We start from the raw sequence: 19,692 nt of genomic DNA on the forward strand, positions 1-19,692 counted from the left end.
ACCAGAATTCGCTCACGCTTCAGAGAGTGCAGGATCGGGGCCCGAAAGTGGAGCGAGATCCGCCCCCCCCCGACACTTCCGGGGTCACTTGTGCGGGGTGTTGGGGTGCGATGACCCCTCCAAAGTGACCCCGCAGTGATCGGTGTGGGTCTGGGTACGGCGCTTCGCCGGGCCCACACCCGAGCGAACGAGCCCCTATGCCCGCTCGAAGGTCGCGAGCGACTCGAAGTGGTGCGTGTGCGGGAAGATGTCGAACGCGCGCAGCCCGGTCAGCTCGTATCCGGCCTCGCGGAGCGACTTCGTGTCGCGCGCCAGCGCCACGGGATCGCACGCCACGTAGACGATGTTCGCGGGTGCCAGCTCCACCAGCTGCGCCGTGACGCCGCCACCGGCACCCGAGCGGGGCGGATCCAGCACGATCGTGCCGCGGCGCAGGCGATCCCGCACCGGCTTCGCCGACTTCAGGAGGTCCGCGAGGTGGCGATCCACCCGCGCGGTCACAGCGAGCGCCCCGAGCAGCTCCGACAGGTTCTCGGCGGCGTCATCGGTCGCGCTCGCCTCCGACTCGACGGTCGTCACCTTCGTGCCCGGGCCGCCGGCCTCCGCCATTGCGGCGGCGAGCAGCCCGACCCCGCCGTAGAGGTCGAGGTTGCCGGCCGCGGGATCGAAGCGATCGGCGTCGATCAGATCCTGGATCGCGTCGCGCACCGCCGTGAAGAGCATCGCCGGCGCCTCGCGGTGCACCTGCCAGAATCCTCCGGCGCGCACCAGGAAGCCGCGATCCTCGACGAGCTCGCGCACCAGGTCGGCGCCGCCCGAGGGTTTCTTGTCCCCGACCAGCGTGATGAGCATGCGCGGGTCGTCGGCTGCCGGCGCGATGAGGTCGACCGTCGCCGCGTCGGGCATCTGATCGGCGAGCGGAGCGACGCTCGCGATCTCGTCGTTCGCGAGCGGCAGCGAGGCGACCGGGATCACACGGCGGCTGCGCGCCGCGTAGGGGCCGACGGCACCGGTCTCGGGATCGACATGCAGCCGCACGCGGGTGCGGTACCCGAGTCCGTTCGCCTCGTCGTCACCGGGGGCCGCCTCGACGAGGTCCGCCAGGGCATCCGCGAGATCCTCGTCGGATTCGCCCGCGAGCTCGACACCCCCGAAGCGCTGCATGGCGTCGGCGAGCACCTCCGCCTTGAGCGCGCGCTGGCGCTCCAGCGCGATGTGTCCGAACTCGGCGCCGCCCGCGCGATCCTCGGGTCGGCGCTCGAGCGCGGCCTCGGCCCAGACGTGCTCGCGGCGATCCGGCGATGCGTCGAGCACCGTCGTCGCGGTCGCCCGCACGAACGACTTCTTCCGGGCCTCCGTGACCTCCGCGCGCACCCGCTCGCCCGGAATCGCGTCGGCGACGAACACGACACGACCCTCGTGCCGCGCCACACTCACCCCGCCGTGCGCGATGCCGGTGACATCGAGGTCGATCACGTCGCCGACGGAGAGGGACGAGCTGGGGTTCGCAGGTGCAGACATAGTGACCATTCTCCCACTGCCGCGACAGGGTTATGATCAGGCCATGCACGAGCCAGCGGTGGTGGTCGACGGACTCGCGGTGCGGCGCGGCCGCGCAGCGGTCTTCGACGGGATCGGGTTCCGGATCCCGCGGGGCGAGGTGACCGGATTGCTCGGGCCGTCGGGCTGCGGCAAAACCACGCTCCTGCGCTCGATCGTCGGGGTGCAGGCCGGGGTGCGGGGCCGGATCGAGGTGCTCGGATCACCCGCGGGATCGCCGGCACTGCGCACGCGCGTGGCCTATGCGACGCAGGCGGCCTCGGTCTACGACGACCTGACGGTGCGGCAGAATCTCCGCTTCTTCGCCCGGGTCGTGGGCGCGCCGTCGGGGGACGCCGAGCGGACGATCGAGCTCGTCGGACTGACCGCGCAGGCCGACCGTCGAGTCGACGCACTGAGCGGCGGGCAGCGCGGCCGGGTGTCGTTGGCCGTGGCGCTGCTCGGGTCGCCGGAGCTCGTGGTGCTCGACGAGCCGACGGTCGGGCTCGACCCGGTGCTGCGCGCGGAGCTCTGGACCCTGTTCCGTCGGCTCGCGGCCGACGGCGCGACCCTGATCGTCAGCAGCCACGTGATGGACGAGGCGCTGCGCTGCGATCGGCTCCTGCTGCTCCGCGACGGGCAGCTCGTGGCGGACACGACGCCCGCGGACCTGCTCGCCTCGACCGGGACCACCGATCCGGAAGCGGCGTTCCTCGCGATCATCGCGTCCGAGCACGGATCGGCCGCGGATCCGGAACAGGCCCAGGACCCGAGCCGGGCCTCGGAAGCGAGCCAGGACCCGCAGCCGAGCCGGGCCCCGCACCCCCGCCACGGCGCGGAGGCCGACGCATGACACCCCGTCGCACGCTCGCCGTCGCGGGTCGCGTGCTCCGTCAGCTCTCCCACGACCCCCGATCGATCGCGCTGCTGCTCATCGCCCCGAGCCTGCTCGTCGGGTTGTTCGCGTGGCTGTTCGACGAGCAGGACGGCGCCTTCGACCAGTTCGGCGGGCCGATCCTGGCGCTCTTCCCGTTCATCCTGATGTTCCTCATCACCTCCGTCACCACTCTGCGCGAGCGGCGATCCGGCACCCTGGAACGCCTCATGACCACCCCGCTCGGCAAAGGGGACTTCATCGTCGGGTACGGGATCGCCTTCGGGCTGGCTGCGACGCTGCAGGCGATCGTCACCGTCACGTTCGCGACCGTGGTGTGCGGGCTGCAGGTGGACGGCCCGATCTGGCAGCTCGGGCTCGTGGCGGTGCTCGACGCGCTGCTCGGCACCGCGCTGGGGCTGCTCGCGAGCGCCTTCGCGCGCACCGAGTTCCAGGCGGTGCAGTTCATGCCGCTCGTGGTGTTCCCGCAGATCATTCTCGGCGGCCTGTTCATGCCGCGGGATCGGATGCCCGATGTGCTGCACGCCATTTCCGACTGGCTGCCGCTGAGCTACGCGATCGACGCCGTGACCGCGGTGACCTCGGGCGACGAGGGGTGGGACCTGTGGCGACCGCTCATGATCATTGCCGGAGTGACGGTGGTCGCGCTGGTGCTGGCGGCGGCGACGCTGCGGCGGCGCACGCCGTAGGGGTCGGGATCGCCCGCAGATCCGGATCCGTAGAATCGATCCATGCGCCTGTACCTCGCCTCGACCTCGCCCGCCCGCCTGTCCGTGCTGCGGGGGGCCGGGATCGAACCGATCTGCTTCTCGCCCGAGGTGGACGAGGATGCGGCGGTCGCGGCACGCGAGGCCGAGCTGGGGCGCGCACTGTCGGCGCCGGAGCTCACCGAGTACCTCGGCCGGCTCAAGGCTGAGGACGTGGTGCGCCGCCACGGCGCGGAGATCGACGGGTTGGTGCTCGGCGGTGACTCGATGTTCCTGCTCGACGGCGAGATCCTCGGCAAGCCGCACCTTCCCGAGGTGGCGCTCGAGCGCTCGAAGCATCACCGCGGGCGCACGGGGGTGCTGCACTCGGGGCACTGGCTCATCGACCACACCGGCGGAGCCGTGCAGGGTGCCGCGGGCGGCGTCGACACGGCCACGGTCACCCTCGCTGCCGATCTGACGGACGACGAGCTCGCGAGCTACGTCACCACGGGCGAGCCGCTCGAGCTGGCGGGAGGGTTCGCGATCGACGGACTCGCGGGGGCGTTCATCGAGCGCATCGAGGGGGCGCCGAGCTGCGTGATCGGACTCTCGCTGCCGGAGCTGCGTCGCCTCGTCGTGTCGCTCGGTCACGCCTACCCGAGCCTCTGGAACCGGCCCGGGCTGTAGCGCGGGATCGCGCAGCCCGGTCTCGCACCGGCCCGTCTCGCCTCGGGCCGCCCCGTCTCGCCTTGGGCCGCTCCGCCCCTAGGTCGTGCCGCCGTGCGCGAGCAGCGCCACCGAGAGCGTCGCGATCGTCTCGCCGTCGGCGAGATCCACCTCCAAGATCTCCTCGATGAGCGCGAGCCGCTGGTAGAACACCGACCGCGACAGCCGGGCGCGCTGCGCGGCGAGCGAGCGGTTCGTGGGGTGCGCGAGATACGCCTGCAGCACCGCCTGCAGGTCGCCGCTGTGCCCGGGGCCGTGGCTCCGATCGTGCTCGAGGAGCGGCGCGAGTGCAGTCTCGGCGAACTCCTGCACGGCGGGCGTCGCCGAGAGCCCGCGCATGAGGTACGCCAGCGGTTGCCGCTCCGCCTGCTGCACCGTCACGCGACCGGTCGCGGCGACGGCGGGCAGCCAGCCCGCGACGCGCACGCGCTCGAGCGAGGTGATGAGCCCGCCGATCCGCCGCCCGGGCACCCCGATGCTCAGGTGCGCCCGCCAGGCCGCGGGCGTGGTGTCGGGCAGCAGCATGTCCAGCTCGTGCGCCAGTCGGGTGGCGAGCGCGGGGGTCGCGCGACCCGCGTCGAGGCGCGGATCCGCGGGCGGGAACGACAGGAGCGCGAGCAGCGTGCCGTCCGGCTCGGGGGTCAGGATCGCGCGGCCCTCCGGAGCGACCGCGCGCCGCATGGCGGTCTCGAGGATCGCGTGCTCCAGGGACTCGTGCGATCCGAAGTCGCCGATGCCCGTGAGCGTCGCCCCCACGAGCATGCGCCCCTCCACCGGGAGCCCGCTCGCCGCGAGCTGCGTCGCGAGTTCGGTGTCGTGGCGGTAGCGCCCGCCGAGCAGCACGTCGAAGAGGCGCTTCGAGCTCAGCTCGAGCCACTGGTCGCCGTCGCGGTCGGCGAGCCGGTCGAGCGCGAGCGCGAACGCGCCGAGCTCGAGCACCGTGCGCCGCCCCGCCGGGTGCGGGCGTCCGGGGAGCGCCGTGAGCGATCCCCATCGGGTGCCGCGCGCTTCGACGGGCACCCGGACCCAGCCCTCGGGAAGGCGGCGATCCCGCGCGGCCGGATCGGCCCAGGGCGCGAGGACCGCCTCCGCCTCGGTCAGGGTGGCCGGGCGCGCCGGGTCCGCGGCCCCGGATCCCGCCGTCCCGGATCCTGCCGCTCCTGGCCCCGCCGCCCACGCGACGACCCGGTGCGCGGAGTCCTCCAGCACGACGGGAGCGCCGAGCGTCTCCGAGAGCCGCTCGATGACGTAGTCGACCGGGCTGCGGTTCAATCCGAGCTCCGTGAGCATGGTGTGGACGGCCGCGCGGGCCTCGAGCGCCTCGTTCTGCGTCGCGAGGATGCGCTGATGCACCCGCTGGGTGATCTGCACGAACCGCACCTCGCGGTGCAGCACCACGAGCGGGATCCCGTGGGTCGCGCAGCTCTGCACGAGCGCGGGCGGGGGCGTGCGCAGGTGAGTGCCGATCTCCAGGATCACGGCCGCTGGATCGGCCTCCGCCAGCGCGGACGTCAGCCGGGCGAGCGCCGCGGGATCCTCGGGCCACCCGGCCCCCGTCGTCAGCACGAGTTCACCGCCGTCGAGCAGCGGGACGGCGCTCGACCCCGCGACCACGTGGGCCCAGCGCACGGGGCGATCGAGGTGGTCGGCGCCGCTCACCAGCTCGGGGTCGCCGGCCTGCATCTCGGGGAGTGCGAAGAGGTCGCCGACCGTGAAGGACGCCGCGTCGGGGGCGGGGAGGCTGGTCATGGGACCCTCTCGGTCGAGGTGCGCGTCCCGGCGGGTGACGGGCGTGTTCGGACAAAGTGTACGGCAGTCGGCCGAAATGGGGATGGATTGGCGGTCGATCCCGATCCCACGCGGTGACAGACTGGTCGCATCGGGGATTCTGACCCCGAACACATTGACCGAATACAGAAAGAGGGCGAACGGATGGCACGCATTCCCCACGTCATCGGCGGCGAGAAGATCGACGCCGCGGAGCGCATTCAGCCGGTGTACAACCCGGCGACGGGTGAGCAGCAGCACGAGCTGGGCATCGCATCGGCCGCCACGGTCGAGCAGGCGATCGCCGCAGCCCAGGCCGCTCTGCCGATGTGGCGGAAGACGAGCCTCACCAAGCGCGCCGACGTGTTCTTCAACCTGCGCCAGCTGCTGAAGCAGCGCACGCCGGAGCTCGCGGCCATCGTCACGAGCGAGCACGGCAAGGTGCTCTCGGACGCCGCCGGCGAGATCGCCCGCGGCCTGGAGAACGTCGAGTTCGCCTCGGGTCTGCTGCACCTCCTGAAGGGCGAGCGCGACGAGCAGGTCTCGACCGGTGTCGACGTGCACTCGGTCAAGCAGCCGGTCGGCGTCGTCGCCGCGATCACCCCCTTCAACTTCCCGGTGATGGTGCCGCTGTGGATGATCGCCAGCGCGATCGCCTGCGGCAACACCGTCGTGCTGAAGCCGTCGGAGCGCGATCCCTCGGCGTCGGTCTTCATCGCCGACCTCTTCCGCGAGGCGGGCCTGCCCGACGGCGTGCTGAACGTGGTCCACGGCGACAAGGTCGCGGTCGACACGCTGCTCGACAGCCCGACCGTCAAGGCGATCAGCTTCGTCGGATCCACCCCCATCGCCCGCTACATCTACGAGCGCGCGGCCGCGAACGGCAAGCGCGTCCAGGCGCTCGGCGGCGCCAAGAACCACATGCTGGTCATGCCCGACGCGGATCTCAACATGACGGCCGATGCCGCCGTGTCCGCCGCGTACGGTTCCGCCGGTGAGCGCTGCATGGCCGTGTCGGTCGTCGTGGCCGTCGGCGGGGTGGGCGACGAGCTCGTCGCGAAGATCGCCGAGCGCATGTCGAAGCTCACCATCGGTGACGGCACCGATCCCGCGTCCGAGATGGGCCCGCTCATCACCCAGGAGGCGAAGGACCGCGTCGAGTCGTACGTCGCCGGTGCCGCCGCCGAGGGCGGCGTGGTCGTCGTCGACGGCCGCGAGACCCAGTTCGAGGGCAACGGCTTCTTCACCGGAGTATCGCTCATCGACCACGTGAAGACCGACAGCAAGGTCTACCGCGAGGAGATCTTCGGCCCGGTGCTCGCCGTCGTGCGCGTCGACACCTACGAAGAGGGCCTGCAGCTCATCAACGATCACCAGTTCGGCAACGGCACCGCGATCTTCACCCGCGACGGCGGCGCAGCCCGTCAGTTCGAGTTCGAGGTCGAGGCCGGCATGGTCGGCATCAACGTGCCGATCCCCGTGCCCGTGGGCGCGTTCTCGTTCGGCGGCTGGAAGGACTCGCTCTTCGGCGACGCCCACATCTACGGCCCCGAGTCGGTGCACTTCTACACCCGCAGCAAGGTCATCACCACCCGCTGGCCGAACCCGGATCAGTCCCGTGTCGACCTCGGCTTCCCGAGCAACAGCTAGGAGCGCAGACATGTCTGACTTCACCGATCTGAACGGCGCCGAGCACAGCTTCGGCGAGTCCGAGGCGCAGCGCGAGGTGCGCGCGAACGATCGCCAGTACGTCTTCCACTCGTGGTCGGCGCAGGACGCGATCAACCCGCTGCCGATCGCCAAGGGCGAGGGCGTACGGTTCTGGGACTACGACGGCACCGAGTACCTCGACTTCTCGTCGCAGCTCGTGAACCTGAACCTGGGTCACCAGCACCCCGGTCTCGTCGCGGCGATCCAGGAGCAGGCCGGTCGCCTCGCGACGATCCAGCCCGCGATGGCGAACGACGTGCGCGGCGAACTCGCCAAGCGCATCGTCGAGCACTCGTTCGAGGGCGCCCGCTCGGTGTTCTTCACCAACGGAGGCGCCGACGCGAACGAGTACGCGGTGCGCATGGCCCGGCACCACACCGGGCGCCAGAAGGTGCTCGCGCGCTACCGCTCGTACCACGGCTCGACCGCCACGGCGATCACGCTGACGGGGGAGCCGCGGCGCTGGGCGAACGGCACGCTCGACGCGGGTGTCGTGCACTTCCAGGGTCCCTACCTCTACCGCTCGGCGTTCTACGCCGAGACGCCGGAGCAGGAGACCGAGCGTGCGCTCGCGCACCTCGAGCAGACGATCCAGCTCGAGGGGCCGAACACGATCGCGGCGATCATCCTGGAGACGGTCACCGGCACCAACGGCGTGCTCGTGCCGCCGCCCGGGTACCTCCCCGGTGTGCGCGCGCTGGCCGACAAATACGGCATCGTGATCATCGCCGACGAGGTGATGGTCGGCTTCGGCCGCACCGGTGAGTGGTTCGCGTACCAGGGCTTCGACCTGCGCCCGGATCTCGTGACCTTCGCGAAGGGTGTCAACTCGGGCTACGTGCCTCTCGGCGGCGTGGTGATCTCCGAGGAGATCCACCAGACCTTCGCGAAGACCCCGTTCCCGGGCGGGCTCACCTACTCGGGGCACCCGCTCGCGTGCGCCACGGGTGTGGCGACGTTCGACATCTTCGAGGAGGAGCGGATCCTGGAGCGCGTGAACGACCTCGGGTCGCGCGTGGTGGAGCCGCGTCTGCGCGAGCTGGCGGCCAAGCACCCGTCGGTGGGGGAGTTCCGCGGCAAGGGACTCTTCTGGTCGCTCGAGCTTGTGGTCGATCCCGAGACCCGCGAACCGCTCGTGCCGTTCAACGCGACGGGTGAGGCCGCAGCGCCGATGAACGCGGTGGTCGCCGCGTGCAAGGCCGCCGGGCTCTGGCCGTTCGTGCACTTCAACCGCCTGCAGATCGCGCCGCCGCTGATCATCTCGGAAGAGGATCTCGTGGCCGGGCTCGACATCATCGACGCCGCGCTCGACGTGGCGGACGGGTACGTCACGAAGTAGTCGTTTGAGCTCGACGCACACAGCCCGCCTCTCCGATCCGGAGGGCGGGCTGTGTGCGTCGGTCGGGGGCCAGCTTGTGCCGGCTGCGGGGTGGGCGCGTGGGCGCGTGTCCGTCGCTGGGTACACCCAGTTGCGGGGTCAGTTGTGCGGGGTGTTTCGGCCCGCACACCCCGCACAACTGACCCCGCACGAGTGATGGGTGGTCAGCGGGGTCGGGATCGCGGGATCGCCGGATCTCGGGATCTCGGGATCGCGGGATCGCGGGATCGCGGGATCGCCGGGCGAGGGACTAGCGCCCACCCGTCGCGAGGCGCATGAGGTCCGTGTTGAGGTCGATCCCGAGCTCCGTGCCGCCCGCGCTGCCGTAGCTGTGCTGGTAGGCGCCCCAGGCGTCCCCGCGCACCGCCTGCCGGAACCCGCCCTCGATGAGCGCGACGAGCTCCGTCGCGGTGCGGTCGACGCGCGTGCCGAAACCGCTGCTGTTCCAGTCGTCGGGCGTCGCGAAGAGCGACGTCGGCACCGTGATCGTGCGGAGGTAGGCGAAGAGCCCGCGGAGCTGGTCGTCGATCACGAGCGCGTGACGGTCGCTGCCGGCCGTCGCGGCGAGCGCGACCGGGGTCCCGATGAGGAGATCGTTGTCGAGCACCTGGAAGAACGCGGTGAACAGTCCGCTCGCACCCGCCTTGTAGACGGGGGTCGAGGCCACGATCGCGTCGGCGTCGCGGAGCACGTCGCTCGCCTCCTGCAGGGCGGGGGAGACGTGCTGCGTGACGAGGGCCGCCGTGATGTCTTCCGCGAGCGTGCGCAGGTCGATGAGGCGGATCCGGATCTCGATCCCGCGCTCGGCGCCGATCGCGGCGACTCGGGCGGCGGCCCGGTTCGCGAGCATCGTGGTGGTCGAGGGGTCGCTGGTGCCCGCGCTCACGACGGCGAGGGTGCGGGCGGCAGGCTCGGCGGGGACGGTGGGGACGGACGCCGGACGTCCGTCGAAGGGGGTGTTCATGGTGGGTCCTTCGAGAAGTGTGTGGGGTGGGAACACGGGGGCGAGGCACGGGTTTCGACCGCAATCCGCGGGAGAGGGCTCGCTCAACCTGTGAGCACATGCTCGCTCAGGTGTCGCGGGCTACTTGCCGACGAGCTTGGCGCAGAGCCGCTGGAGATCCCGCATCTCGTCTTCGGTGAGGGCGCCGCCGACATCGCGTGCGACGCTCTTGGCGTGCGCGCGCCCGATGTCGCGCTGCACACGCTGGCCCTCGTCGGTAAGCGAGATGCGCACCGCGCGGCCGTCGGTCGCATCGGCCTCGCGAACGAGCAGGCCCCGGGTGACGAGCCGATCCACCGCCCGAGAGAGCGCGGGCTGGCTGAGGAGCACGCCGCGCTGGATCTCGCTGATGCGCATCGGCCCCGCGCCCTTGGCGACGGTGTAGAGCACGTCGTACTCGCTCATGCTGGCTTCGCACCACATGTCTTCGGATTCGTAGACGCCCATGAGCGAGGCGTGGGCGGTCATGAGCGACTCCCACGCCTCGTTCGCGAGGCGGACGTCGATCCGCGGGTTGCGTTCCATGGGGGAAATATTATCCGTGCAACCCGAACGCGGCCCCCGCCTTCGCGGGAGTGTCCTGGTAGGGCGATCCGCCCGTGACATTGTCGCCGCGGTTGGCGTTCGGACGCGGCTCGCGGGGAGCGGCGTCACCGTACTTGGCGGCGACGAGGCTCGCGTGACTCGGCGACTCCGGCACCTCGGGATCCCGCTTCGCGGCGAGCTCGCGGCGCAGCACCGGCACGACCTCCTCGCCGAGCAGATCGAGCTGATCCAGCACCGTCTTGAGTGGCAGGCCGGCGTGGTCGATCAGGAACATCTGGCGCTGGTAGTCGCCGAAGATCTCGCGGAACCCGAGAGTCTTGTCGATGACCTCCTGCGGGCTGCCGACGGAGAGCGGCGTCTGCTTCGTGAAGTCCTCCATGCGGGGGCCGTGGCCGTAGACGGGGGCCTCGTTGAAGTAGGGGCGGAAGCCGTCGATCGCGTCCTGCGACCTCTTGGCGATGAAGGCCTGACCGCCGAGCCCGACGATGGCCTGCTTCTGGCTGCCGTGGCCGTGGTGCTCGAAGCGCTGACGGTAGAAGTTAATGAGCCGCAGCGAGTGCTCGGACGGTGCGAAGATGTGGTTCGAGAAGAACCCGTCGCCGTAGAACGCGGCCTGTTCGGCGATCTCGGGGGTCCGGATCGAGCCGTGCCAGACGAACGGGGGCACGTCGTGCAGCGGGCGGGGTGTCGAGGTGAAGCCCTGCAGCGGGGTGCGGAAGTTGCCCTCCCAGTCCACGACGTCCTCGCGCCACAGGCGGTGCAGGAGGTTGTAGTTCTCGAGCGCCAGGGGCAGGCTCGAACGGATGTCCTTGCCGAACCAGGGGTAGACGGGCGCGGTGTTGCCGCGGCCGAGCATGAGATCCATGCGGCCCTCCGCCAGATGCTGGAGCATCGCGTACTCCTCGGCGATCCGCACCGGGTCGTTCGTGGTGATCAGGGTCGTCGAGGTGCTGAGCTTCAGCGTCTTCGTCTGGGCCGCGATGAACGCGAGCAGAGTCGTCGGGGTCGATGAAAAGAAGGGAGGGTTGTGGTGCTCGCCGATCGCGAAGACGTCGAGGCCGACCTCTTCGGCCTTCCGAGCGATCTGCACGGTCGCCTGGATGCGCGCCGCCTCGCTGGGGGTCTCTCCGCTGACGGGGTCACGGGTGACGTCGCTGACGGAGAAGATTCCGAATTCCATGATGCTCTCCTCAAGTTATATGCGTATGCATGTAAATATAACACGCGATGGGGTGATCTATTCCCGGGGGTGTGGATGCGTGCGAGTGAGCGTCGGGTGCGGGTGTGGTTGTGGGTGCGGGTCGGAGCCGGAGCCGGGTCGGAGCCGGAGCCGGAGCGGGAGCGGATCGGGACAGGGGGGGGCTCGTTGAGGCGCAAGGGTGCCCGCGGGGGCCCAGGTGTCGGTTCAGGGTTGACGACTCCCTCGAAATGCTTTTAGACTGACTAGTCAGTTTAATCCAACATCTCAGAAAGCCAGCCCCCGTGCGCACTGCTCTGCCTCAGGATCTCGATACGGGATCCCCACGCCCCATCCACCTGCACGAGGCCGCCGTGCGCGGCCCGCGCGGCCCCGTCTTCGGCCCGCTCACCGCGACCTCGACGACCCCGGTCACGGTGGTCTGCGGGCCGCGCGGCAGCGGCCGCACCTCCCTGCTGCTCAGCCTCGCCGGGCGCATGCGACTGAGCGCGGGCGACGCGAGCGTGGCGGGCAGCATCCGCCCCGCCGCCCTGCGGAAACGAGTCGGGATCGCCGGCTTCGACGACATCGACGGGCTCGAACCCACGGCCTCCGTCGCCGGCGCGCTGCGCGAGCGCCTCGCCTGGGTCGCCCCGTGGTACCGCCGGGTGCCGCGCCTCGCGCCCGACGTGGTTCGAGAGCTGCTGGCCGATGCGTTCGGCGCTCTCGAGCAGCCGTCCGCAGACACCCGGGTGCGGGATCTCGGCCCCGTCGACGCCCTGCTCCTCCGCATCGCGCTCGCCCTGCTCGAATCGCCCGAGGCCCTCGTGCTCGACGACTTCGACCAGCTCCGCAGCGCAGCCGAACGGGATCTCGTCGCCCTGCGGCTGAGCGAGATCGCGGCCACCGGGATCCCGATCGTGATCGCCACGACGGACCCGGAGGACGCCGCCCGGTTCACCGCACCGCGCCCCACCGTCATCGCGCTGTAATCGCTCCCACCATCTCTGAACGAATCGAACGCCCCATGTCACTCTTCTCCACCGGCACCGAACTCGGCCGCTTCCGCACGGGCACCCTGCCCCGGATCGCCGTCGCGGTTCTCCTCTTCATCCCGCTCATCTACGGCGCGCTGTATCTCTGGGCGTTCTGGGCCCCCACCGACAACATGAACCGGCTGCCGGTCGCGATCGTCAATCTCGACCACGCCGCCGAGACCCCCGACGGCGACGAACTCACCGCGGGCGCCGACGTGGTCGACGAGCTGCTCGACGGCGGGGATCTCGCTTGGCGTCCGCTCGGCTCGCAGCAGGCGGCGGATCAGGTCGCCGACGGCGAGGTGTATTTCTCGGTGACCATTCCCGAGGACTTCTCCGCCACCCTCGCCGGATTGCAGGAGGACCCGAAGGCCGGGCAGATCCAGGTCGTCTACAACGACAACAATTCGTTCCTGGCCTCCACGCTCGGCAAGCAGGCCATGGTGCAGTTGCGTGACGCCGTCGCCGAGACGACCACTCGGACCGCGGCCGAGCAGGTGCTGGTCGGGGTCGAGCGCCTGAGCGACGGCACCCGCGACGCCGCCTCCGCCGCGTCCACCCTCGACGACGGCACGGCCGCGCTCGCCGATGCCAGTGGCACCCTGAGTGCGGGTCTCGGCGAACTGTCGGACGGCACGGCGCAACTCGCGGATCGCGCCCCCGCGCTCTCCGGCGGCGCAGCGCAACTCTCGGCGGGCCTGGAGACCGCGCGATCGGGGAGTGGCGAACTGGCGACGGGCAGTGCCGCACTCGCGGCGAAGACCTCCGAGGCGGCCGCGGGGGCCGCGGCCCTCACGACGGGCCTGGGAGAACTCGACGCGGGGGCGGCCACGCTCTCCGAGAGCACCGCGACCGCCGCAACGGGCAGCGGGGATCTCGCCGCGGGCCTCGGCACCCTGGCCCAGGGCAGCACCGGCGTGGCGCAGGGCACGGGGCTCATCGCGCAACTCGCCGCGGCGCACCCGGAGCTGACGCTCGCGGAGCTCGACGCGCAGCTCGCCGGAGCGGGATCCTCGCTCGCCGCGCTCGCGGACGGCTCGGCCGCCGTGCAGGCGGGAGCCGAATCGGCATCGAGCTCTGCCGCGACCCTCCGCGACGGTCTGACCCAGCTGAGCGACGGCGCCTCCCGGCTGAGCACGAGCACCACCGCGGCGTCAGGCGGTGCGCAGCAGCTTTCCGACGGCCTCGCGCAACTCTCCGTCGGCGCTCAGACGGTGTCCGACGGCACCTCCACGCTCGCGGCCGGGGTCGGATCCGCCGCTGACGGTGCATCGGCGCTCGCCGCCGGATCCGGCGACCTCGTGTCGGGCGTCACGCGCCTGCACGACGGCGCCGAGCAGGCCAGCGAGGGGTCGGCAGCGCTGGCGACCGGAGCGACGAAGGTGCACGACGGGTCCGCGGAGTTCGCAGGCAAGCTCGACGAGGGAGCGGCCGAGGCACCGTCGTTCGCCGCGGGCCAGACGGACCGCATCGCCGCGACGATGGCGGCCCCCGTCGCGCTCGACGAAACCACCGAGAACCCGGTCCAGGGCTTCGGCGAGGGATTCGCCCCGTTCTTCATCGCCCTCGCCACGTTCGTCGGTGCGCTCATCACCTGGCTGATCCTGCACGCCCTGCCGAAGCGGCCGCTCGCGAGCACCACCTCGGGCCTCCGCACGGTGCTCACGGGCTTCTGGCCCGCGGCGATCATCGGGGTGGGCCAGGTGGTCATCATGATGCTGGTGCTCGTCTACGGGATCGGGATCCAGCCCGCGCACTGGCTCGGCATGTCCCTCTTCATGCTGCTCGTGACCCTCGCGTTCCTGGCGCTGCAGCAGATGTTCATCGTGCTGCTCGGCACCGCGACCGGCCGCGTCGTGAGCCTCGTGCTGCTCATGCTGCAGCTCTCGTCGTCGGGCGGCACGTATCCGGTGGAGACCACCCCCGCGTTCTTCCAGATGCTGCACCCGTTCATGCCGGCCTCGTACGTCGTCGACGGGCTGAGGCAGCTCATCGGCGGCGGGATCGACGCCCGGTTCTGGATCGCGCTCGCGGTGATGGTCGGGATCCTCGTCGGGTCACTCGCCCTCAGCGCGGTCTCGGCACGGCGCCAGAAGGTGTGGACGATCAAGCGCCTGCACCCCGAGCTCGCGATCTAGCCTGCGGGGAGGAGCAGAAATCGCTCACACGGGGTCCGGGGATCACGAGCACCGCGGAATCACGAGAGAATGAGGACATGGCACGGGTGAACACACGACAGCTCATCACCGAGGCGGCGGTGTCGGTCGCCGCGCAGCACGGGATCAGCGGCGCCTCGATGGACCTGATCGCCGAGACCGCCGGCGTCGCGAAGGGCAGTCTGTACTACAACTTCGCCTCGAAGGACGCGCTCTTCGAGGAGGTGATCCGGGGCGGCTTCGAGAAGCTCGCCGTCGCCCTCGACGAGGCCCGTGCGGCGACGCAGGCCGATCCCGCAGCCGGGCCGCGCGCGGTCGCGGCCGCAACGCTCGAGACCCTCCGCGGCAACCTCGACCTCGCCAAGCTCATGGCGTCCGAGATCTTCCGCACCGACCGCCCCTGGGCCGACACGATGGAGCTGGCCCGAGCCTCCGTCGTCGTCCGCTATCGCGATGTGCTGCGCGCCGCGCGCGACGGGGATCCCGTGATCACCGAGACCGCCGGCGCGGCGTTCTTCGGCGCGCTCGCGGGGGCCTGCCTCGACTGGCTGCTCTTCCGTCCCGAGCAGTCGGTCGATACCGTGCTGGATCAGGTGCTCGGAGCCGGATCAGGTGCTCGGAACGGCCTCGGCTGACGACTCCTGCTGGCGGGCGAACACCACCACGTTGTCCGACACCGTGCTGCCCGTGGCGTCGAAGAGGCAGGTGATGAGCACGAGCCGCCCGGGAACGTTGCTCCACAGCAGCTCCCACTCGGCGAGGGCGCTCTGCTCCCGGCGCTCCGTGGAGACCACCTCGTAGACCACTGCTCCCGTCTCCGTGCGCACGATGATCTCGTCGCCCGGCAGCACGCTGCTGCGACCCGCGGCGCGATCCACCAGCGGATCGAACACCGCGCGCTGATCGGCCGAGGCGTGACCGATCACGTAGACCGTATTGTCGGTGCCGACGCCGGGCTTGCCGAAGTCTGACAGCCAGTAGGCATCCGACGCGGTCGGCGGGTTCAGGATCGACTGGCCCTCACTCGACATCGTCGCAACAGGGGCTTCGAAGTCGAGGGCCGGGATCTCGAGGCGCGTCGGCGGCGCCGCGGGGGCGGCGGGGAGCTGTTCGGCCACCCGCTCGACGACCCGTCGCTCCGGTCCGCTCGCCGTCGCGGTGCCCGGGGCGAGCACCTGCCACACCCCGACACCCACGAGCGCGAGCCCGCCCACGATCACGGCCCCCGTCACCCAGGCCGCGATACGCCGGATGCGGCGGCTCACGAGACCGGTCCCTGCGGTGCACTCCCGGAAGCCGCGCGGCCCGGAGGGGGTGCTCCCGGCGCGGAGGTGCCTGGCGCAGCAACCGGCACCCCGGCCGTACCAGGCAACCCGGCCGCGGGACGCCGCGTGCCGAGCAGCGTCACGCCGGCCGCGGCGAGCAGGATCAGCGCCGCGCCGAGCAGCATGAGCTGCTCCGCGGGGCTCAGCCGGAACCCGGCGATGCCGGCGGTGGTGGCGGCGTCGACGTCCTCGACCACCGTCGTCAGCTGCGCGGCCTCGGCCGCGCGCTCGGCGGCGCCCGGGATCCGCACCGCGACCCACCCCGCGAACGAGCTGTCGGCTGCCGTGAACGCGAACCGGTATTCCCCGCCGGGAATGCGGGCCACGTCGATCCGCAGTTCGCCGTCGTCGTTCACGCGGATCCAGTCGACCGCGGTCTTCGTGGGGTAGACGTGCAGGAAGAACCAGTCGCCCGGCTTCGCGTCCGGGATCGTCACGTACGCGATGCCGTTCTCGACGCGCGCCGTCACTCCACCGGCGTTCTCGGAGGTGAGGAGATCGGAGGACGCCACCGGCGGGTCCGGCACGAACTCGGGCTTCGGCACGGACTGCGTCGAGGGTGCTCGGCTGCCCGCCGCCGAGGTGGCCGACGGAGACGCGGCCGGGAGCTGCACGGCCGGCTCGGCCGGCGTGGAGACCGGCGGCTTCTGGGGTCGCGGGTTCGTGCCGCCGTCGGGTGGAACGACGGGCGGAACGGGGAGGATGATCTCGGGAGCGGGCGCCTGCACGGCCGCGGGTGCCGCCCACGTGATGCCGTTCAGGAGCACCTGGGCCGAGGCGAGCGACCAGCTCCGGGCGTCGACGGCGGTGGACGAGCCGTGGAGCGACAGGAACAGGTGGCGGTTCGTGGCCCGCTGGTCCACCGCGATGCCCGAGCCGAGCGGCTCGACGACGGTGCCGGATCCCTCGGCGTCGCGGAGGACGACCGCCTCGGCGAGGACCGTGGGCTGCACCCCGGTGAGCTCCTCGAACCAGGCCGTGAACTTCGGTCCGCCGCTCGCCGTGTTCTGCCGCAGCACGGAGCCCGGCTGCAGCGAGTCCGGGCTCAGCATGCCCCCGGCGAAGATCTCGTGCGGCTGCGTGATGCGATATCCGGTGGCCGAGAGCGTGCGATCGTTGGCCGCGCCGCGCGTGGCCGGGTCGCCCTGCAGTCGATGGAGCGTCGCGATCCCGCTCTGCTCATCCGCTCCGAGGTCGAGCCAGATCACACCGGTGCCCGCGGCGTCCGTGGCCGCGATCGCCGCCGTCAGCTGCTCGGCCGTCGCGGCCTCCGGGGTGTCCCACAGCACCGCATCGTACGCGGCGAGGGCGGCGGGATCCGCGGGGAGCGCTCGAGCGCTCTCCGCGAGCAGCCCGTTCTCCGACAGCAGCGTCGACGTGCGATCGCCGTTGTCGCCGAGCACCAGCACCCGCTGCATCTTCGCGAGACGGAAGTTGACCGTCGTGGTGAGCGCGGCCCGCACCGGGGCTGCGGCGGAGATGGACTCCTGCGTGCCGTCGGCCGTCGCGCGCAGCTGGTATGCGCCGATGGGCAGGCCCGGGATCTCGTAGCTGCCGTCGGCCGCCGTGACCGTGGAGATCGTCTGCCCGACCACCGCGACGGTCGCCCCGGGGAGGGGCGCGTCGGTCGCGTGGTCGACGACCACGCCTCGGAGGGCGCCGACCGTGATCTGCGTGAGTGGGAGCTCGAGGGTCTGGAACACACCGGCCGTCACGGTGAGCACACCGGACTGCGCCGAGGTGTACCCGAAGCGCTCGACGGTGAGGGTGTACTCCCCGGGCACGAGCCGGGCGGTGAAGCGCCCGGTGGCATCGGTGGTCCAGGTCTCGCCGTGCGCGCCGTAGCTCACGGTCGCGCCCGAGACCGGCAGCCCCGTGGCCGCATCGAGGATCCGGCCGGCCACCCCGGCCTCGCCGCGCACCGCGGCGATCGCGGCGTGCACATCGATGCGGCCGGCGCCGTAGCGCGTGTCGGGCTCAGTAGCGTCGGGGTTCGGGTGCCACGCCGTCGACTCGAGCGCGGTTGCGATCTCGTCGACCGAGAGGCCGGCCTGCGCGGAGCGGATGAGCGCGACGGCGCCGGCGACGTGGGGCGTCGCCATCGAGGTACCCGTCGACTCGCCCCAGCGGCCGCCCGGGATCGCCGAAAACACCTTGGCCCCGGGGGCTGAGGCGTCCGGCTTCGCGAACGCCGTCGGCCAGCCGTACTGCTCGGCGGTGGCCGCGGGCCAGTGGGTGACGGCGCCGCAGGATCCCGGATCCACCTCGTCGGCGCTGTTCGTCATGCCGACGCCGAACGCCTCGTAGATGTCGCCGGGGCTGGACGTGCCGTTTGGGCCGCACGGTGCGTTGCCGATCGCGATCGCGGGGAAGACCCCGGCCTCGCGGAGGTTGCGGATCGGCTGGATCAGCGACGCGTCGTAGGCCCCCGAGCCGAGCGACATGTTGATGACGTCCGCCGCGCGACCGGCCGGTTTGCCCGTGCCGTCGTATGGAGCCAGCACCCACTGCAGGGCGCTGAAGATCTTGGCCGAGCTGCCGCCGCCGCTCAGCACGTTCGCCGCCATCAGCTCCGCCTCCGGTGCGACGCCGATCTGCGTGCCCGATGCGTCGCCGCCGAGGATCGTGCCCGCGACGTGCGTGCCGTGCGAACCGGGATCGGTCGGGGTGCTGACGACGGGCTTGCCCGTGCGGTCGAAGTTGATCCAGCCGCCCGGGAAGCTCGGATCGCCCGTGCCGCGACCGACGAGGTGAGAGGCGATGTCCGGGTGCGTCGCGTCGACGCCGGTGTCGAGCACCGCCACGCGCACGCCCGCGCCGGCCGCGCCGAAGTCGCGCCACGCGTCGTCCGCGTTGATGCGCTCCAATCCGTAGGTGATGGGGGCGTCGGGATCGGCCACGACCTCAGCAGCCGCCTCGGCCGCGGCGGGATCGACGGTGTATGCCTCTGCCGGAATGCTGGGCGACTCGAGCTCGACGGGTGGGTCCTCCGCGAGCCCCTCGACGGTGTAGTTGGGCACCACGTCCCGCGCGCCGGGGAGGGCCGCGAGCGCGGCGAGCACCGGCTCGCTCGGGACTGCGGAGACGAGTACCGCACTCGTCACCCAGAAGCGGTTCAGCACCTCGACGTCGTGCTCGCGCTCGAGTGCCGTGAGACCGCGCTCTGCGGCGTCCCACTGGGCGTCGGCCTGCGATGCGAGGGCGTCTGCGGCGAGCTCGGGCGACCCTTCCGCGGCGGCCGGGACCCCCGAGTCGTCGAAGAGCACGAGGATCTCGGCCGCACCGGTGTCGGGATCGACCCAGTCCTCGGGTGCGTCCGGTTCCGCTCCGTCCGATTCCGTCGCTCCCGGTTCCGTCGCTCCCGATTCCGTCGTGTCAGTTCCTGTGGCTCCCGACGCACCGTCCGCCGCCTCCCGGCTCGCCGGCGCCCCGAGCGCCTCAGTGTCCGCGTTCTGGCCCGGCGCGACGAGCGCCTGCAGCGCGGGATCGATCGCCGCCGGCTCCGCGCTCGGGGCGAGGAGCCCCGAGGTGGTGCCTGCGAGCGGGCCCCCCGGGGGGAGTGCGATCCCGAGCAGCAGCGCCAAGCCGGTGAGGGCGATCACAGCCGTGCGACGGGTACGCCGCGTCGAAGCGACAGGGTTCGGAGACACAGGAACAACTCCCCTAGAGATCGATGGTCGGCGCGTGACGTGAGCGCGGTACCGCTCGAGTCACCGTATCATCTGATGTAAGTAAGCTAAACCT

Annotated in this window: 15 protein-coding genes; 8 read left to right on the forward strand and 7 right to left on the reverse strand. The window is 71.5% G+C overall.

Annotated features, from left to right (window positions below; all coding sequences use genetic code 11):
• Positions 1-195: 195 nt before the first annotated feature.
• Positions 196-1,530, reverse strand: a complete 1,335-nt coding sequence (locus MUN76_RS12545) for a class I SAM-dependent RNA methyltransferase (protein ID WP_244685106.1) — start codon at positions 1,528-1,530, stop codon at positions 196-198.
• Positions 1,531-1,564: 34 nt separating this feature from the next.
• Between MUN76_RS12545 and MUN76_RS12550 the strand changes: the two genes are divergently transcribed.
• From MUN76_RS12550 to MUN76_RS12560, 3 genes are read left to right on the forward strand one after another with little or no spacing between them, the layout of a single operon-like run.
• The gene (locus tag MUN76_RS12550) at positions 1,565-2,392 is read left to right on the forward strand and encodes an ABC transporter ATP-binding protein (RefSeq protein ID WP_244685108.1); all 828 of its coding nucleotides are present in this window, start codon (positions 1,565-1,567) and stop codon (positions 2,390-2,392) included.
• Positions 2,389-3,123 (forward strand): ABC transporter permease, encoded by a 735-nt coding sequence (locus MUN76_RS12555; RefSeq protein WP_244685110.1) that lies wholly within the window; start codon positions 2,389-2,391, stop codon positions 3,121-3,123. The genes MUN76_RS12550 and MUN76_RS12555 overlap by 4 nt, the downstream gene beginning before the upstream one ends.
• A 42-nt stretch (positions 3,124-3,165) precedes the next feature.
• Positions 3,166-3,810, forward strand: coding sequence for a Maf family protein (locus MUN76_RS12560; RefSeq protein ID WP_244685111.1), 645 nt, complete (start codon positions 3,166-3,168; stop codon positions 3,808-3,810).
• Between the two features lie 78 nt (positions 3,811-3,888).
• Here MUN76_RS12560 and MUN76_RS12565 read toward each other — a convergent pair whose 3' ends face one another.
• Positions 3,889-5,598 (reverse strand): PucR family transcriptional regulator, encoded by a 1,710-nt coding sequence (locus MUN76_RS12565; protein ID WP_244685113.1) that lies wholly within the window; start codon positions 5,596-5,598, stop codon positions 3,889-3,891.
• 183 nt (positions 5,599-5,781) lie between these two features.
• Here MUN76_RS12565 and MUN76_RS12570 point away from each other — a divergent pair, with 183 nt between their 5' ends.
• Positions 5,782-7,266 carry a CoA-acylating methylmalonate-semialdehyde dehydrogenase gene (locus MUN76_RS12570; protein ID WP_244685115.1) on the forward strand — a complete coding sequence of 495 codons (1,485 nt, stop codon included), beginning with the start codon at positions 5,782-5,784 and terminating at the stop codon, positions 7,264-7,266.
• Positions 7,267-7,276: 10 nt separating this feature from the next.
• Positions 7,277-8,665, forward strand: coding sequence for an aspartate aminotransferase family protein (locus tag MUN76_RS12575; protein ID WP_244685116.1), 1,389 nt, complete (start codon positions 7,277-7,279; stop codon positions 8,663-8,665).
• Between the two features lie 289 nt (positions 8,666-8,954).
• On the opposite strand, the gene MUN76_RS12580 is transcribed toward MUN76_RS12575, so the two are convergent.
• The 3 genes from MUN76_RS12580 to MUN76_RS12590 all read right to left on the reverse strand — a co-directional run bounded on the left by MUN76_RS12580 (position 8,955) and on the right by MUN76_RS12590 (position 11,433).
• Complete coding sequence (locus MUN76_RS12580; RefSeq protein WP_244685118.1) at positions 8,955-9,668, reverse strand: CE1759 family FMN reductase; 714 nt, start codon at positions 9,666-9,668, stop codon at positions 8,955-8,957.
• A 120-nt stretch (positions 9,669-9,788) separates the two neighbouring features.
• Positions 9,789-10,232: a MarR family winged helix-turn-helix transcriptional regulator gene (locus MUN76_RS12585; protein ID WP_244685119.1), complete on the reverse strand. Its 444-nt coding sequence runs from the start codon at positions 10,230-10,232 to the stop codon at positions 9,789-9,791.
• A gap of 10 nt (positions 10,233-10,242) precedes the next feature.
• Positions 10,243-11,433 carry an LLM class flavin-dependent oxidoreductase gene (locus tag MUN76_RS12590; RefSeq protein ID WP_244685121.1) on the reverse strand — a complete coding sequence of 397 codons (1,191 nt, stop codon included), beginning with the start codon at positions 11,431-11,433 and terminating at the stop codon, positions 10,243-10,245.
• Between the two features lie 302 nt (positions 11,434-11,735).
• Between MUN76_RS12590 and MUN76_RS12595 the strand changes: the two genes are divergently transcribed.
• The 3 genes from MUN76_RS12595 to MUN76_RS12605 all read left to right on the forward strand — a co-directional run bounded on the left by MUN76_RS12595 (position 11,736) and on the right by MUN76_RS12605 (position 15,258).
• Complete coding sequence (locus MUN76_RS12595) at positions 11,736-12,422, forward strand: hypothetical protein (protein ID WP_244685122.1); 687 nt, start codon at positions 11,736-11,738, stop codon at positions 12,420-12,422.
• Between the two features lie 35 nt (positions 12,423-12,457).
• Positions 12,458-14,605, forward strand: coding sequence for a YhgE/Pip family protein (locus MUN76_RS12600; RefSeq protein WP_244685124.1), 2,148 nt, complete (start codon positions 12,458-12,460; stop codon positions 14,603-14,605).
• 77 nt (positions 14,606-14,682) lie between these two features.
• Positions 14,683-15,258: a TetR/AcrR family transcriptional regulator gene (locus MUN76_RS12605; protein ID WP_244685125.1), complete on the forward strand. Its 576-nt coding sequence runs from the start codon at positions 14,683-14,685 to the stop codon at positions 15,256-15,258.
• Here MUN76_RS12605 and MUN76_RS12610 read toward each other — a convergent pair.
• Positions 15,232-15,888: a class F sortase gene (locus MUN76_RS12610; RefSeq protein ID WP_244685126.1), complete on the reverse strand. Its 657-nt coding sequence runs from the start codon at positions 15,886-15,888 to the stop codon at positions 15,232-15,234. The two genes, MUN76_RS12605 and MUN76_RS12610, sit on opposite strands and share 27 nt — an antisense overlap.
• On the reverse strand, positions 15,885-19,598 hold the full coding sequence (locus MUN76_RS12615; RefSeq protein WP_244685127.1) for a S8 family serine peptidase: 3,714 nt from the start codon (positions 19,596-19,598) through the stop codon (positions 15,885-15,887). Before MUN76_RS12615 ends, MUN76_RS12610 begins: the two co-directional genes overlap by 4 nt.
• Positions 19,599-19,692: the final 94 nt, after the last annotated feature.

The organism is Leucobacter rhizosphaerae (genome assembly GCF_022919175.1).
Classification (GTDB): Bacteria; Actinomycetota; Actinomycetes; order Actinomycetales; family Microbacteriaceae; genus Leucobacter; species Leucobacter rhizosphaerae.

Coding starts and splice junctions, on each gene's coding strand:
- MUN76_RS12590 (WP_244685121.1), bottom strand. CDS start 11,433: ATGGAATTCGGAATCTTCTCCGTCAGCGACGTCACCCGTGACCCCGTC.
- MUN76_RS12605 (WP_244685125.1), top strand. CDS start 14,683: ATGGCACGGGTGAACACACGACAGCTCATCACCGAGGCGGCGGTGTCG.
- MUN76_RS12580 (WP_244685118.1), bottom strand. CDS start 9,668: ATGAACACCCCCTTCGACGGACGTCCGGCGTCCGTCCCCACCGTCCCC.
- MUN76_RS12545 (WP_244685106.1), bottom strand. CDS start 1,530: ATGGTCACTATGTCTGCACCTGCGAACCCCAGCTCGTCCCTCTCCGTC.
- MUN76_RS12565 (WP_244685113.1), bottom strand. CDS start 5,598: ATGACCAGCCTCCCCGCCCCCGACGCGGCGTCCTTCACGGTCGGCGAC.
- MUN76_RS12560 (WP_244685111.1), top strand. CDS start 3,166: ATGCGCCTGTACCTCGCCTCGACCTCGCCCGCCCGCCTGTCCGTGCTG.
- MUN76_RS12570 (WP_244685115.1), top strand. CDS start 5,782: ATGGCACGCATTCCCCACGTCATCGGCGGCGAGAAGATCGACGCCGCG.
- MUN76_RS12555 (WP_244685110.1), top strand. CDS start 2,389: ATGACACCCCGTCGCACGCTCGCCGTCGCGGGTCGCGTGCTCCGTCAG.
- MUN76_RS12550 (WP_244685108.1), top strand. CDS start 1,565: ATGCACGAGCCAGCGGTGGTGGTCGACGGACTCGCGGTGCGGCGCGGC.
- MUN76_RS12575 (WP_244685116.1), top strand. CDS start 7,277: ATGTCTGACTTCACCGATCTGAACGGCGCCGAGCACAGCTTCGGCGAG.
- MUN76_RS12585 (WP_244685119.1), bottom strand. CDS start 10,232: ATGGAACGCAACCCGCGGATCGACGTCCGCCTCGCGAACGAGGCGTGG.
- MUN76_RS12600 (WP_244685124.1), top strand. CDS start 12,458: ATGTCACTCTTCTCCACCGGCACCGAACTCGGCCGCTTCCGCACGGGC.